The following is a 14484-nucleotide window of genomic DNA, read 5'->3' as shown; positions in this document are numbered from 1 at the left end:
AAGGCAAGGCGGAGAAGGAAGACAACGTGAACAGGTCGAGATCGAGACCGGCGAGCTTCATCACGAAAGCAGTGCTAGGCAAGGCAGCAGTTAGTCCGATTGCGCCGTGTAACCTTTGAAGGTTATTCGTTCTATTCATGGGGTTTCTTTGGAATTCAAGCGTTCTGCCGGCATTTTCGCGACCGGCTTTGTTCTCTCACTTATTGGCTATGTGCTGGGTACCATCTTCGCGATCGTGTCCGCGTCCACGGCCACGTCCTACTACAGCAGCGATTCTTCTGTAGCGACGGGCATATTGGCCTTCATTTGTTTCTTGGTAGCCCTGGTTGGGTCGATAATGACCGTGGTCGGCCTTTACAGGGGTCTGGTAAAAATCGACGCGTTGCCTCTGCCAGCACCCGGGGCACCCGGAGCGCCGTCGGGGAACGCGAAGGTTTCCGCTGTTGCGCCTTACTCGCCACCGCAGACACCGGCGCATCTGGTTTACAGTGAGCAGCGCAACGAACAGCAGCCGCCCATCTAGTGACTAACCCGGGCTAAAGAGCTCAACGGAACGGTTCAAGTGAGGAGGGGCTCCGCAGTCACACATCTGACTTGGGGGACGCGTTCTCTTGGTTGTGGCTCTCAAGAGACAAGGGTGCGCGGAGGAACCCCGACCAGCGCTTGAACAGTCCGTGCAGGATACAAATCCCAGCGCCAGCTTGTCGGATTTCACGCCCATCCCCCGCACTCGCACTACCGCCGGCGGAGCAGGCCATGGACTTCGCCCCCCTGTCTCGAGGACTCGGCCGGGAATACAATGAGCCATGCCCGTGACCGGCCGAGCCGTTTCTGCCGCAGTGCTGCTCGTCGTTGGGGCAGGCCTGGCGGTCTTGGCCGTGATGGTCCACTACGAATTCATGAGAATTTACGGTGATGTGAGCGGTACCCCGCTGGAGGGTCTCACGTGGGGGCTCACGGCCGGACCCTCCGGATTGGGGCTCGGTCTGGTCGCGGTGGTTGCCATGATCGGTTTCATGGTCTCGACACGACGTTGGATGCGGCTGATGGCCGTGGCCATCCCGGTCCTCATGCTGCTCGGGATGTTCGCTGTCACCCCCGCGGCGCTGGGGCAGAAGATGGAAAACCAGTTTGTTTCCGCTCCGCAATGCGTGACCGAGGGTACCGATGAACCCATGGCCAGCGCAGATCGTGAGGCCCAGCAGACGTTCGATTCCATCAGCCACATCGGCCACTTCAAGGGTGGCGGTATGAGTGGCGTCGGCGGCTGTACCCGCTGGTTCAAGCTCTCAGGAGGCGCCGACGTGTTGCAGCACTATCGGGGAGCGCTGCCGGCGGCGGGCTGGGAAGTGGTCGAGGATGACGGAAGCCACCTGCGGGCGCAGCTTGATGGCCGCGCGTTCGACGTGATGCCCTGCCCCGGAGGCGGTGTCATCTGGGCGGGAAGCGACGACGAACCCTCATTCGGGCAGGGAAGGCCTGGGTTGGCGGGCACCGAAATTTGCCCGCACGACCTCTGAACACAAAGTTCCGAGACGACGGCGGGAAGGCGAGCCCCGCCGTCGTCATACCTTGGCCGCGCCTCAGGACGCGCGGCGGAATTCCCCCGGCCGGACCTGGAGATGGAACGGCAACGGCAGCTGGATTGGCTTGTCGCCGATGGGCTTGTCGAGCAGCTCGTTGATCGAGCTTTGCCCTTCCAGCTCGCCGTCTCGGTTGGTGCCCCTAAATCGACCTTACGGGCGTCACGGCCGGACCGCCTCCCCTGACACGGGTAATGGCATAGCCCGAGAACCGAACGTGGGCGCCATCGTTGAACGCTGCCGGAGCCGCAACCTGGCCTTTGAAGGTGAACGAGCACAACGCCTCGTTCACCTGCAATAGCACTACCGCGACTGAGAGGGGGACCGAGGGAATCCTGGACGCGTTCTCATGCCCTCCCCAGCGTGACGGGTCAACGGGCCGGGCGACGGGTAAAGACCAGGTGCACCACGCCTTGGGTAGAAGGGGTCGCTTCAATGTCAAAGCGTTCTTCGAGTCCTTCGAGCCCGTCCCAGAGCCGTTCGCCCCGGCCCAAAAGGATCGGCACGAGGACAATATGCATGTGGTCGATCAGGTCGGCCTCCAGGAACTGCCGCACAGTGCTGGCGCCGCCGCCGATCCTGACGTCCAGTCCCCCGGCCAGGGCGCGGGCCTTCTCCAGCGCGGAGACGGGGTCCGCGTCAACAAAATGGAAGGTTGTTCCGCCTTCCATCTCGAGGACCGGCCGGGGATGGTGTGTCAGGACAACCACAGGGGTGTGGAATACAGGGTTATCGCCCCACCACCCCTTCCAGTCCTCGTTCTCCCACGGACCGCGTTGAGGGCCGAACTTGTTGCGCCCCATAATTTCGACGCCGACCCCGGGTCCCCACTGGCTGGCGAACGCCTCGTCGATGCCGAAGGATCCTTCCGATTCCCCATGGATGCCCATCGCGCGGAAGGTCCGCGTCTCGAAGGCCCACTCCAGCAGCCGGGTGCCTGCGTGGCCGAACGGAGCGTCCAGTTGCTGGCCCTCACCGGTGCCGAAGCCGTCGAGGGAGACCGAGAAGTTATGCACGCGGACAAGGGACATGTCGTCTCTCCTGAAGTGTCGTTGGCAGTCACTGTATGGCGATCGGTCCCAACCGCTCAAGGGGCCTATGCCAGGCGTACCTGAGCGTGGCCCGGGGCAGGGAACCGTGACAACAACTGACCGGCCAGCACCCCGTCAAAATGCCATGCGTTCTGACGGGCCGTATGCAGCCGGTTTGCCGTGGCCGAACAAAACGAGTCGTGGCTGAAGGTCTGCGAGGCGGCGCATGGACTCTCTGTTGCGCTCCGGCGACCACGTGAGGATGCCGGGAGGCTGGGACAGGCGACGGAGGTTGAAGAAGACGTCCCCGCAGATCAGCACCCTGTCAGATTCGCGCCACAACGCGATATGCCCTGGTGTGTGTCCGGGGACATCAAGCACGGTGAAACCGCCAACCTCGTCGCCTTCCTTGAGTAACCGGTCCACCGTTCGTCCAGGCGCCATCTTGCACTTTCCCAAGAGCCGGGACAGCCGGCCCGGCCCTGTGACTGGTCTGCCTGATTGGACGGACGGGGCATCCAACGCACCCGCCCACAGCGGAAGGTTGAGTTTGGTGCAGATAGCCCGAGAGGAGCCAAAATGGTCAGGGTGGGCGTGAGTAACGAGGTTCGCCCTCAAATTCAGTCCGCGCGTTTGGCGCAGGATGCGCCCTCTCGCCAGTACCGTGCCGGCATCCACCAGGATGTCCTCAACGATGTAGACGTTGATCTTGTGGCGGGGAAACCCGGTCAATTGATGAACCCCAGGGGCAAGCTCCAACATAGGTCACCTCGGCAGCCTCGGTTAGCGTTACTTGCAAGGATGAGCCGCCTTCGTCACATCTTCAAGGCGTCACACTCGAAAGCTGGAAGCTACCTGGTGTGGGTGGGAGGTGCCACCGGGAAGGACGGGAGCTGCTTTTCGGCAGCTCCCGTCCTTGCAGCGTGTCCGCCAGTCTCAGTGAGCGTCGGGTTACTGCTCCGCTTCGGCAGCAGCAGCCGCCTTAATCGCGTCCTTCTCGGCGCGCAGAGCCTCCGCGTCATGCTGTTCCTCGGCCTTTTCCTGGTGGATGACCGCCGCGAAGAGCTTCTCCATCTCCTTGGCCACACCGGCAGCTGACGCCGGGTTCTGGCCGGTCACCAGGCGGTCGTCAACCACGACCCTTTCCTCGAAGACACCGGAGGAGACGTGGGTGGCGCCCTGTTCCTCAAGCCGGTCTGCCAGGAAGAACGGAATGACCTTGTCCTTGCCTGCGGCGACCTCCTCGTCGTTGGTGAAGGCGGCCACCCTCCGGCCCTCGACGAGGCGAAGTCCATTCTCCAGTTCCACGTTCAGCAGGCCGGCCGGTCCGTGGCAGACCGCGCCCACCAAGCCGCCGTTGTTGTAGACGCGGGCCACCAGGCTCTGCAGGCCTTCGCTGTCCGGGAAGTCCCACATGGTGCCGTGGCCGCCCACGAGGTAGACGGCGTCGTACTGGTCCGGATCAACGACGTCGACACGGGCAGTGTTATAAAGGCCTGCGCGCGTGGTTTCATCCTCCGTGAAGGCCACCTGGATGGGGTCTTTCCTGTCTACCTCGTCGCGCGGCGGCTGGCCGCCCTGGATGGACGCAAAGTCGACGAAATGCCCGGAATCCTTGAACACCTTCCAGGGATGTGCAGCCTCGGCCACGTTGTAGCCGGTCTTCTCTCCCGTATCGCCGATCTCGGAAACGCTGGTCAGTACCATGAGGATTTTCTTCATGAAGTGCTCCTTTCGTCCGACTCCCACCCTACGCCCAGCCCTTTTCGGGCTACCCAGGCTTCGGGGCATAGGTGGCTGGGCATTCTGGTGCTCGCAGATGGGGAGAATTCTCAGAGGCTGTGCTCCGCCGCGGCGCGTGAGCGTTGTGGCGGCCTGAAGTAGTCGGTCAGGAATCCGGCCAGGATGCTGGCCAGAACCAGTACCACGGCCGGTAGAAGCGTGTCTCGACCAACTAAATCCCGAATGTCGATTTTGAACAGGAGCATCAGGAGTACCGCGAGGAGAACATAGGCAATTGCCAACGCTACTCCGACAGTTGTGATGGTCTTCCCCAACGTCCTGCGTTTCGTCTTGGCGAACTGTTTTGCGTACTCATCTGCGGGGCCGAATTCCGCTGCCGCAGGGGCTCCTGATGCCGCCTGATGAGCTCGCACGTCGTCGAGAACTTCTGTGATTTCAGTTTCGGACAAGCCGCGAACTCTGAGGTTGAAGGCTAGATTTCGCTCATAGCTCATGGCATTTCCTGTCGGTTTGTTCGGAGTTCGGTGAGGGCCCGGCTCATTCTGTGCCAAGCATCTGCCATACGGCCCAGCTCGTGGCGGCCGGGGTCAGTAAGGGTAAATTGCTTGCGGCCCGGACCCGCCTGGTGGTGCTGCCAGGTGTGCTCAACAAAGCCTTGGTCTTCCAGTCGCTTCAGCAGCGGATACAAAGTTCCCCCCTTGATCCGTGCAAAGCCGTGCTGCCGGAGGACCTCCGCGATGGCATAACCATGGGTTTCTCCGTGGCTGAGCACCGCGAGCACAGCCTGCGAAAGTGCGGCGCGGGTCAGCTCTTGGTCAAGGTCGAGATCTTCCACAAATGGATAGTGTCACTAACTAGGTAGTTTCGCAACCAACGGTCCAAACATCGGTACTCGATGTCCGCTGAACCGCCTAGCCTTGGAACACCGGATATAGAGCGCAGCAGGTGGTGCCTTCTGGGCCAGGTCAATAATCTTGAAAACTACGCGGAAGGGATGCACCCATGCGGATACTCGTCGTCGGAGCCGGAGCAACAGGCGGGGCGTTCGGTACCCTCCTGCAGGAAGCGGGACGGGACATCACGTACCTGGTGCGGCCGCGCAAGCAGGAGGTCCTCCGCCGCGACGGGCTGCGCTTCGTCTCCCCCACCGCTGACCGGACGCATCCGGTAAAAACCATCACCGCCCCGGACGGGTCACAGGCCTTCGACCTGATCCTCGTCACGGTCAAAGCCACCGCGTTCGAGGGCGTACTTGGCGAAATCGGCGCTTTCGTCGGGCCTGGAACCAGCATCATTCCCATCCTCAACGGCATGGCCCATGTGGACCTGCTGGAGCAGCAGTACCCGGGGCAGGTGCTCGGCGGCCTGGCCCGGATCGTCGCCACGCTCGACGGCGATGTGGTCCGCCAGCAGGTGCCTCTCACTTCGCTGATGGTTGGCGGGCTGAACGGAAACGCTGTCCCTCCGGAGGTTTCCGAAGCTCTGGACGTGCCCGGCGTCGACTTCTCGGTAGTAGACGACGTAAGGGGCGCGCTGTGGGACAAATGGGCCTTCATCGCCGCCGCGGGGATCGTCAACTGCCTGTTCCGGGCGCCGGTGGGACGGATCCTCGACGCCGGCGGGCAGTCCAGGATCCTGGAGGCCATCAGCGAAACCGAAGCTGTGGCGGCAGCGGCGGGACATCCCGTTTCCGACGCCGCTCACGCACAGGCGGTGGGAATACTCACCGAGCCGGGCTCGGCCTTCACTTCCTCCCTGTACCGGGACCTCACCGCAGAGCTGCCCTCCGAAGCCGAGCACATCCTCGGCGACCTCGCGCGCCGGGCCCGTGACCTCAACGTCCCCACGCCGCTGCTGGACCTCACCCTCATCCAGATCAGGGCCAGCCTCCCCCGCTGAGTGCGGAAAAGCCCTGGCACGTACGCCGTACCAGGGCTTTCCGTAACCGCTGTGCAGCGGGACTACGTCGTTATCCGGTGACCGTGAAAGTCAGGTTCTCGGTGAACGTCCGGCCGTACACGTCGGTGGCGGTGACCGTGGCCGTGTGCTCGCCGGCTGCCAGGTCGGCGGGCAGCTCCAGGCGCCACAGGTGCATCATGCGGTCGGCCAGGCTTCCGCCATTGACCAGCTGCTCCTGGACGGCAACCGGGTCGGACCATTCAGCGCCCACCAGCTGGCCTTCGCCCTGCATCTGCTGGGTGCGGACCGCCTCAACTGCCTGGCCGCCGTCGAGCTGTACCTTCACGGTGGAGCCGGTGCTGCCCATCCAGAAGTTGGTGGTCAGCCAGGTGGTGTTGGCGAGCTCGTCCCGGGAGACCGTCAGCGGGTCCGTGAACTCGGGGGCGCTGCCCTTGTTGGCCAGGTTCTGGGCGTACCACTCGCGGTAGCGCGGCGTGTTCAGTCCCAGGGACATCTGCAGTGACTCGTCCTCGCCGCGGACGGTGAAGCGCTCCTGGAACTCGGTGTTCTTGATGTCCAGCGTCAGCACGCCCGGAAGGCCGCCGTCGCGCTGGTAAGCGAGCGGGTAGCCCTCGGTGGTCTGGCGTCCGGAGTACCAGTCGCCGGAGATGGCGCCGGCGGTGATGTGGGTGAACGGCAGGGCGTCGATGCCGAACAGTTCGGACCAGCCTGCCAGGGAGTCGCCTTCGCGGAGGTTCTCGATGCTGTGGGTGTGTCCGCCCAGCGCGACCACCTCGCGGCCTTCGAGGATCTTGTAGATCTCCTTGACCTGCTCCACCTGGTGCTTGCTGCTGCCCTGGTCTGCGTAGTCGAGCAGCGGGATGTGTGCTGCCAGGACGATCAGCTGGTTCTGCGGCACCTGGGCGATGTCATTGCGCAGCCATTCCAGCTGCTGCTCATCCAACGAACCGGTGTAGTCGCCCTTGGCGGCCGGGAGCTTGGTGGGGAACTCCACGGTGTTCAGGGCCACGACGTGGGCTTTGCCGGCGTCGTAGGAGTAGTACTCCGGACCCAGGTTGGCCTTGAACGTGTCGAAGGTGTGCTCGCTGCTGGTGGCATCGAAGTCAAGGTCGTGGTTGCCGGGGAGGAACCGGGCCGGGCCGTTCAGCATGCCTGCCAGTTCCCGGGTCTGCGGGTACAGCGAGAGGTCATCGCCCACCACGTCGCCGATGAACAGGGCACCGCAGCCTGCATAGTCCGTCCGCGCGGCCAGGTCAGCGAAGGCGCCGGTGCGGGCGTATCCCACTTCTTCCTGGTCGTAGGTCTGGACGTCGCCGCCGATGACGCAGTGCTGTTCAGGCGACTGGGTCAGGCCGCTCTGGGCCAGCGGGAAGTTTACCTGGTCCGGCAGCTCTCCGGTCGGCTCGATGCCGCCGAACTTCAGCTCCGGCGAACCGGCCGGCAGGTGGTGGTAGAAGAACTGGGCCACGTTGTCCCCGTCCACCGGAACCTGGTAGCCGCGGGGCTGGGTCACGAAGACGGTCATGTTGTCGAAGGCCGGCAGCTCGTAGCGGCCCTGGCTGTCGGTCTTCGTGACGTCACGCCCGTTGGATACGGTCACCCCGGCCAGGCCGCGCTCGTTTCCGTCCTGCACGGAGTCCTGGTCCTCGTCCACGAAGGCGACGCCGTCGATGGCCTGCTGGTTCTCGTCAGGCCCCTCGACCACATTCACGCTTCCGCGGTAGGCGGCCGCCCAATCGGTGGACTCGGCGGCGTTGCTAGCAGAAGGATTCATCAGGGACGCTGCCGCAATGACGGCCAGGGTGCTGGCGGTCAGGGCCACAGGCCGGGCGGGATGCAACTTGGACGGTCTGGCAATCAAGTACACGAAGGTCCTCCGGGTCGAGTGAATGCTGCCGGCGGTTCCAGCCGGCAGCATCCACCCTCACAGGACCAGGTAAACGGTTACCCACGGGTAGGCCACGGGAAGTGGACGCCCACGTAACCACTCATCAAGCGGCAGGACCCGCCCAAGGTGCCTGCCGCCGTCGGACCCGCTCTGAGATGAGGGAACGCTGTTCCCCTGTTTCAGGCCGCGGGTTTGATGTTCTGGTTGACATGGAACAGGTTGCCGGGATCGTACTTCGCCTTGATCCTGGCCAGCCTGGCGTAGTTGCCGCCGTAGTTGTCCTCGATGCTGGGCTGGTCGTCAGCATCAAGGAAGTTGACGTAGCCCCCGCCGGCTCCATAGGGATGCAGGGCCTGGTGGTAGTCCTTGACCCACCTCGTGTTGGCCGCGTTGTCCTCAGGCGACTCCCACATTCCGGCGATGGCTACCGAGAAGTTGGCATCCCGGTAAGGAAAGGCAGTCTCATCCTTTCCCACGCGTTGCGCCGCACCGTTGATGGGATAGAAATGATTGGCGGTCTGGGGACTGGGCACGCCGGCTCCGAATTTCCGGGCAACATCGATCACGTCGTCGCTCAGCTCCGGAAGGAACTCCGCTTTCCAATATGCCTGAAGGCCTTTCGGGAGCAGCGGGTCGAACAAGGTATTGAGCATCGGGTATGGGAGCGGGCCGACAAACGACCCGGCGACTGGGGCGACATCAAGGAACTGCTGCCATTGCCGCTCGCCTTCATCGTGGGGACCGGTCCAGCCGCCCACCACAACCACCACGGGTTTGCCGTGGTGCTCCTCCGGCAGGAAGGGAACCGGTGGGCCCTGGTGGAATCCGAAGAAGATCCCCATGTCTTCGGGAGCCGTGGCAATGTAGTCCCGGTACAGCTGCCCAACAGCCTCAGCATGCTCGAGCAGGTAGATCACCACACCGCCGTAGACCACGTCCACCGGATGCAGGGTGAATTCCAGGGACGTGACCACGCCGAAATTACCCGTGCCGCCGCGTAACGCCCAGAAGAGATCGTCATTCTCAGTGGCGCTGGCCGTGAGGAACTTTCCCTCTGCGGTGACCACATCCGCGGATATGAGGTTGTCGCAGGACAGGCCGTGCTTACGGGCCAGGTAGCCGATGCCGCCGCCAAGCGTCAGTCCGGCAACCCCGGTGGATCCAATAATGCCGCCGGTTGTTGCAAGCCCGAACGCGTTTGTTGCGTGGTTGAAGTCGGCCCAGGTGGTGCCTGCTTCAGCCCGGGCAGTCTGAGCAGCAGGGTCTACCCGGACGCCGGTGCGGCCGGCGAAGTCCAGCACGAGTCCGCCGTCGCAGGTTCCGAACCCGGGGGCGCTGTGACCGCCGCCCCGCAGCGCGAGGTCCATGCCGTTGTCGCGGGCGAAGTTCACTCCTGCAATGACGTCCGCGACCTGCGAAACCCGCAGGATTGCGGCGGGACGTTTGTCGATCATGCCGTTATAGACGGTTCGCGATGCGTCGTACTGGGGGTGGTCTGAAGTGATGACGTGGCCCCGGACTTTTTCCTGTAGGGCCTGAAATCCGTTGTTGTCCATGGAGACTTCCATTCGCCCCGAGCGTGGCCGCTCGGGGACTTGGCACGGCATCCCCCGGCCGTGCGGGACGTTAATGATGCAGCCGCTGCAGGCCCGGGATGAGCCCGGGAACAGGCCTGGCGGCCCTGAAGCAGCGGCGGAGACCGGATGCGCCGCTGCTGCATGTAGGTGGCATGCAGCACCGGCGTGATTCTCGAATATGCGCCTGCCGGCGACGCTGCCGGGCGAAGCTTGGGACACCCTTGGGCCGACGACTAACCGTAAGCTACGCCTGCCCGTTTTCAAGGTCAAGAAGCGGTAGGAAAAGAGGATGGCCACCTGCAAGGCGATGGGTGGTGGCGCGGCCGAGGCTGGTCTAGAGGCCGGGGATCATCGTGGCCGACGAAAACCTGTGAAGCCTCTCACAAAGCAGGGCGCCCGTCCATTTGGCTGCCCTACAGGGGGCTCTTGTACCTGCTGGTGGTCGGGCCTACCGTCGTTACATGAGCCGGCTGCTGCGTAGAGGGACCCGAACTGCGGGTGCTGTCATGGCTGCAGGGTCCGCGACTTTTCTTGCCGGGGCCTTCATGCCTGTCTCGCGTGTTTACGTGGAACGGGAACCGCAACGCAAACTGGAGATTTTGCTGGCAAACCCCGTGCAGTGGAGGGCGCAGACCGTGTTGCTCGCCGCGGGCACAATTGTGCTGCCTGCCGGTGTGGCGGTGCTCGCCCGCGAGTGGGACCTGGGACGCGCGGGTGGCGCACAGGAGCAACTGGCCGGGCGGCGGCTCGCCCAAGCCGGCGCAGTCCTCCTGGCCGGTGGAGCTGCCCTCTTCCCAGTGGACCTGGCAGCCCGGTTCACCGACCCCGAGGGCTTCGCGCTGGGGCGGCAGCCCGCGTGGCCATTCCAAGGGTATGTGTGGGTGAGCCTGGCGGGCATGGCGGCCCTTGGCGGCGCCCTTCTCCAGCGGTCCCGCACGCACGCCGGTTTTCCGCGCTGGCCCGGCTGGCTGAATCTTGGCGGCGCAGCAACCTTCGCCGGCGTGCTTGCCGGCACCGGCGACCTTCCACCCCTGACCATTTATGGCATTGAATTGGCTACCGGGGTTGCGCTGGTTCTTCGGGGCGGCCAGCGGCAGCCATCAGCGGATACGGGCCAACCGCCGCCCCTAAAATGAGGCATGGACATCGCGGATACGCTCTGGACGGTGCTGGGGGCCGGGCTGATTCTCTTGATGCTCGCGGACGTCTTCCGCACGCTCCTGTATCCGCACGATTCCGGTCCCACCGGGCGCGCGATCATGCGGGGAATCTGGCTGCTGACGAAGAAAGTCCGGGGCCGGGCATCCTCCGTCGCAGCGCCCCTGGCCATGGCCACCGTCATCGCCACCTGGGCAAGCCTGGCTGCCATCGGCTGGGCCCTGCTGTACCTGCCCCACCTGCCCGACGGCTTTGTCTACGGGGCCGGTGTTCCGCAGCGGGCCGATTTTGCCGAAGCCCTCTACATCTCGCTCGTCACTCTCTCCACTGTGGGGTTCGGCGAGATCGTGGCTGCCAGTCCTCTGCTCCGGCTGGTCTCCGCCCTGCAGGCCGTGACCGGCTTCGGGCTGCTGACCGCCACGGTCTCCTGGATCCTGCAGACCTACCCTGCCCTAAACCGGCGCCGGGCTCTCGCCCACCAGCTGAACCTGTTCCGGGAGGCGGCCGGCCCTGATGGTGTAGCGGCACTGGAACCCGCCCATGCAGCCGGGCTGCTGGAGTCGCTGGCCCGGAACGTAGCCACCGTGGGTATAGACCTGGTGGCGTTCCACGAAACCTACTATTTCGGTGACATGGACCAGCGGAGCTCCCTGCCCGCCACGGTTGCCTACGCCCAGCAGCTGGCATCGGACGCCGAGCGGAGCGAAAGCCGGGAACTCCAGTTCGCCGGACGGATGCTGCACGCGGCCCTGGATGGCCTCGCGGAGGTCCTCCGCGGCAAGTTCGGCCATGCCGGAACCACCTCTTCCGACGTGTTCGACAGCTACGAGCTGCACCACCGCCACCGGCGGACCGGGGAACCGGACCGGTGACGACATCAGCCGAGGCAGCTGCAGGCGTGCGAAGAAGCTCCCGGTTTTCGCGTCGTTTCCTGCTGTGCCTCCTGGCTGTTGCCGTTCTCTTAAGTCCTTTCGCACACGCCGCCGCCGTCGTCTCAAAAGCCCCGCCCGCCGTCGTCCCTGGCCAACAAACGTATGAAGCGGTGGATGCTTTCCTGCAGGAACAAATGGCCGCCATCGGGCTCCCGGGCGCCGCCGTCGTCGTCGTTCACAACGGCATCCCGGTGCATACCGCCGCCTACGGCAGCGCCGACAACTCGGGCCGGCCGATGACCGCGGACACCCCGGTGCTGCTGGCCTCCACCAGCAAGTCCCTCACCGCCATCGCCGTGATGCAACAGGTCGAAGCCGGCCGGCTCCGCCTGGACGAACCCGTCCGGACCTACCTGCCGTGGTTCACCCTGCAGGACAGCCGCGCGTCAGGCATCACCGTCCGCCACCTGCTGCACCAGGCCAGCGGCATGGCGTCCCGGGACACCGCTTTCGAAGGCTCCTTCGCCCAGGACCCGGAGGCGCTCGAAGAAGGCGTCCGGGACCTCGCCGATTCCCCACTGTCGGGAGTGCCGGGTGCTGCCTTCGGCTACGCCAACGCCAACTTCAACGTCCTGGGCCTCCTGGTGCAGAGCGTGAGCGGGCAGCCATTCGGGGACTACATGCGGCAGCATGTTTTCGAACCCCTGGACATGGAGCACAGCCATCCGACCCGCGCTGCTGCCCGTGCGGATGGTGCCGCCGCCGGCCACTCGCTGTGGTTCGGCACGTTCTGGCAGCAGACGGAGGTGCCCGCGCCCACCACCGGGATGCCGTCGAGCACCATGTACGCCTCCGCGAATGACCTGGGCCGGGAGCTCAGCATGCTGCTGGACGAGGGGCAATTCCGGGACGCGCGCATCCTTCAGCCCGACAGCGTCCGGGCCATGCTCGAGCCTGGGGTCCGGGTTGACGGGGCAAAGATGTACGCGATGGGGTGGTTCACCCGCCCGCTTGTTGAATCCGTCCCTGCCGCGGAGGCCGCCGACAATGCCTCCTTGCCCTTGCTCGCCGAGCACCAGGGCGAGTGGGGCAACAGCCATACGTGCCTGGCGATGGTTCCGGACTCCCGCCTCGGCCTTGCCCTGGTCATCAACGCGAACGACACCTCGGCTCCCTCCCGGCTCAAGGCCATCGACACGAACATCCTGCGGATCCTCCACGGCCAGCAGCCCATCCCCGCCGTCGTCCAGGAGGACTGGCTGCAGCGCTACAGCTGGGCAGTCGCGCTGGGACTGCTGGTGGCGGAGCTGCTGAGCCTGTGGCTGGCACTTCGGGTGCTGGTCCGTTGGGGTGGGATATACGACGGCGGCGGGAGGCTTACGCTGCTGGCGGCGGGCCTGGCGGCGCTCGCCCTCGACGCGTTCGCCCTGTGGCTCTGCTTCATCTACGCGCCCGCCCGGTTCGACACCGACCTGCTGGTCATCATCCGCCAGTTCCCGGACGTGGGCGTCTCGCTGGTGCCGGTGCTCGGACTGGCCATCTTCTGGGGTGTCCCGCGGACCGTCTGGCTGCTCGTCCAGGCACTGCGCCGCGGCGTACCCTGAAACCATGGCGGCGGACATCAGTTCTGCGCATACCCTGGCGGCGCGGCTGAAGGCTGCCTACGAGAACCTTCCCCTGCCGGCGCCAGTCGTGGCCGGGATGGCCCTCGACCTCCTCCTTGCCAGGCTTCGCCCCCGGCCGCTTCCCGGTTCCCGTTCCATCCACCGGCTGGCGGGAACGGGACTGCTGATTGCCGGCGCCGGCCTCAATGCCTGGGCCCTGGCGGAACGCCGACGCCACTCGGCGGGCCCCTTCGAGCTGGAGCGGCCGGAGGATCTGGTGGTCACCGGCCCTTACGCGGTGACCCGCCATCCCATGTATGTGGGCTGGTGGCTCATTCAACTCGGCGCGGGAGTCCTGGCCGGTTCGTCCTGGGTCCTCGCGCTGCTGCCAGCCGAACTGCTGGTGGAGCACCGCTTTGTCGTCGCCGAAGAAGCTGCCCTCGCGGAGCTCTTTCCGCAGTCCTACCCCGGCTACGCGCAAAGGATTCCACGCTATCTTGGGCTCCCCCGCGCGTAGGCGCCTTCGCCGCCAAACCCAGCGGGCCGCCGTCGTAATTCACGACGGCGGCCCGCTGGGTTCGGTGTGTGGCTCCCCTACTGCCCCGGCGCCCGGTAGGACGGCGTCTTTTTGGCGGCGTTGTCGAGGTCTTCCACGGTCAGGAGCGGCTTCAGGCGGACGTTGACGTTCCCCGTCGAGTTGATCAGCAGCGATAGTGCAGCGGCACTTGCATCGTCCGGCGCCTCAAAAACACCCAGGACGTCGTAGTAACCAAAAGCGTAGTAGAAGCTCTCCAATGATCCTCCTACCGAGCCGAGGGCCTCCACCAGAGCGTCCCGCCGCGCGGTGCCGCCCTCCTTCATCAGCCCTTTAATTCCCTGGCCCACGTACGTCGCTTCAAACAGATACTTTGGCATGGTCTTTTCCCTTTCCTGCATCTTCATCCCGGTTGTCGCCGCAGGAACTTCACACCCGGAAAACATCGCTGTAGCACGGCCGAAGTGGCACAGACGCGGCGCCTCACTCGGTGAAAACGGGGCAAATTGCCCCGCTAGCGCAGACGCTATTCCTCCGGTTAAGGGCAGTCAATACGCTGGGGATACCCAATGC

The 14484-nt window shown here is 64.7% G+C and carries 15 protein-coding genes; 7 read left to right on the top strand and 8 right to left on the bottom strand.

Annotated elements, in window-relative coordinates; genetic code table 11:
* Window positions 1–148 precede the first annotated feature (148 nt).
* Window positions 149–523, top strand: coding sequence for a hypothetical protein (locus ACZ9BC_RS20940; RefSeq protein ID WP_476247620.1), 375 nt, complete (start codon window positions 149–151; stop codon window positions 521–523).
* A 283-nt stretch (window positions 524–806) separates the two neighbouring features.
* Window positions 807–1520 carry a hypothetical protein gene (locus tag ACZ9BC_RS20935; protein ID WP_476247619.1) on the top strand — a complete coding sequence of 238 codons (714 nt, stop codon included), beginning with the start codon at window positions 807–809 and terminating at the stop codon, window positions 1518–1520.
* 434 nt (window positions 1521–1954) lie between these two features.
* Here the strand turns inward: ACZ9BC_RS20935 and ACZ9BC_RS20930 are convergent, their stop codons facing one another.
* The 5 genes from ACZ9BC_RS20930 to ACZ9BC_RS20910 form a co-directional block, all read right to left on the bottom strand.
* Window positions 1955–2614 carry a dihydrofolate reductase family protein gene (locus ACZ9BC_RS20930; RefSeq protein ID WP_476247618.1) on the bottom strand — a complete coding sequence of 220 codons (660 nt, stop codon included), beginning with the start codon at window positions 2612–2614 and terminating at the stop codon, window positions 1955–1957.
* 135 nt (window positions 2615–2749) lie between these two features.
* Entirely contained in the window at window positions 2750–3346 is a 597-nt protein-coding gene (locus tag ACZ9BC_RS20925) for an MBL fold metallo-hydrolase (RefSeq protein ID WP_476247617.1), read from the bottom strand.
* Window positions 3347–3565: 219 nt separating this feature from the next.
* Window positions 3566–4336, bottom strand: coding sequence for a type 1 glutamine amidotransferase domain-containing protein (locus ACZ9BC_RS20920; protein ID WP_476247616.1), 771 nt, complete (start codon window positions 4334–4336; stop codon window positions 3566–3568).
* Window positions 4337–4446: 110 nt separating this feature from the next.
* Window positions 4447–4851, bottom strand: a complete 405-nt coding sequence (locus ACZ9BC_RS20915) for a hypothetical protein (protein ID WP_476247615.1) — start codon at window positions 4849–4851, stop codon at window positions 4447–4449.
* Window positions 4848–5192, bottom strand: a complete 345-nt coding sequence (locus ACZ9BC_RS20910) for a PadR family transcriptional regulator (protein WP_476247614.1) — start codon at window positions 5190–5192, stop codon at window positions 4848–4850. Before ACZ9BC_RS20910 ends, ACZ9BC_RS20915 begins: the two co-directional genes overlap by 4 nt.
* A gap of 167 nt (window positions 5193–5359) precedes the next feature.
* On the opposite strand from ACZ9BC_RS20910, the gene ACZ9BC_RS20905 reads away from it, so the two are divergent.
* Complete coding sequence (locus tag ACZ9BC_RS20905) at window positions 5360–6256, top strand: ketopantoate reductase family protein (RefSeq protein WP_476247613.1); 897 nt, start codon at window positions 5360–5362, stop codon at window positions 6254–6256.
* A 70-nt stretch (window positions 6257–6326) separates the two neighbouring features.
* Here the strand turns inward: ACZ9BC_RS20905 and ACZ9BC_RS20900 are convergent, their stop codons facing one another.
* Together ACZ9BC_RS20900 and ACZ9BC_RS20895 are read right to left on the bottom strand one after the other, a co-directional pair.
* Window positions 6327–8144, bottom strand: coding sequence for a calcineurin-like phosphoesterase C-terminal domain-containing protein (locus ACZ9BC_RS20900; RefSeq protein WP_476247612.1), 1818 nt, complete (start codon window positions 8142–8144; stop codon window positions 6327–6329).
* 200 nt (window positions 8145–8344) lie between these two features.
* Window positions 8345–9721, bottom strand: a complete 1377-nt coding sequence (locus ACZ9BC_RS20895; RefSeq protein ID WP_476247611.1) for an FAD-binding oxidoreductase — start codon at window positions 9719–9721, stop codon at window positions 8345–8347.
* 527 nt (window positions 9722–10248) lie between these two features.
* Between ACZ9BC_RS20895 and ACZ9BC_RS20890 the strand changes: the two genes are divergently transcribed.
* Genes ACZ9BC_RS20890 through ACZ9BC_RS20875 form a run of 4 tightly spaced genes read left to right on the top strand, consistent with a single transcriptional unit; the run spans window position 10249 to window position 13893 of the window.
* Window positions 10249–10878, top strand: a complete 630-nt coding sequence (locus ACZ9BC_RS20890) for a hypothetical protein (protein ID WP_476247610.1) — start codon at window positions 10249–10251, stop codon at window positions 10876–10878.
* A 3-nt stretch (window positions 10879–10881) separates the two neighbouring features.
* A complete protein-coding gene (locus tag ACZ9BC_RS20885) occupies window positions 10882–11772 on the top strand; it encodes a potassium channel family protein (protein ID WP_476247609.1) in 891 nt (296 codons plus the stop codon).
* The gene (locus tag ACZ9BC_RS20880) at window positions 11769–13376 is read left to right on the top strand and encodes a serine hydrolase domain-containing protein (RefSeq protein WP_476247608.1); all 1608 of its coding nucleotides are present in this window, start codon (window positions 11769–11771) and stop codon (window positions 13374–13376) included. The genes ACZ9BC_RS20885 and ACZ9BC_RS20880 overlap by 4 nt, the downstream gene beginning before the upstream one ends.
* 4 nt (window positions 13377–13380) lie before the next feature.
* Complete coding sequence (locus tag ACZ9BC_RS20875) at window positions 13381–13893, top strand: methyltransferase family protein (protein ID WP_476247607.1); 513 nt, start codon at window positions 13381–13383, stop codon at window positions 13891–13893.
* Window positions 13894–13970: 77 nt separating this feature from the next.
* Here ACZ9BC_RS20875 and ACZ9BC_RS20870 read toward each other — a convergent pair whose 3' ends face one another.
* Window positions 13971–14291, bottom strand: coding sequence for a GYD domain-containing protein (locus tag ACZ9BC_RS20870; protein WP_079598516.1), 321 nt, complete (start codon window positions 14289–14291; stop codon window positions 13971–13973).
* Window positions 14292–14484: the final 193 nt, after the last annotated feature.

This window comes from Pseudarthrobacter sp. TE3704, assembly GCF_056279405.1.
Note: the sequence above shows the minus strand (reverse complement) of the source record. Positions and strands in the feature narration are given on the sequence as shown.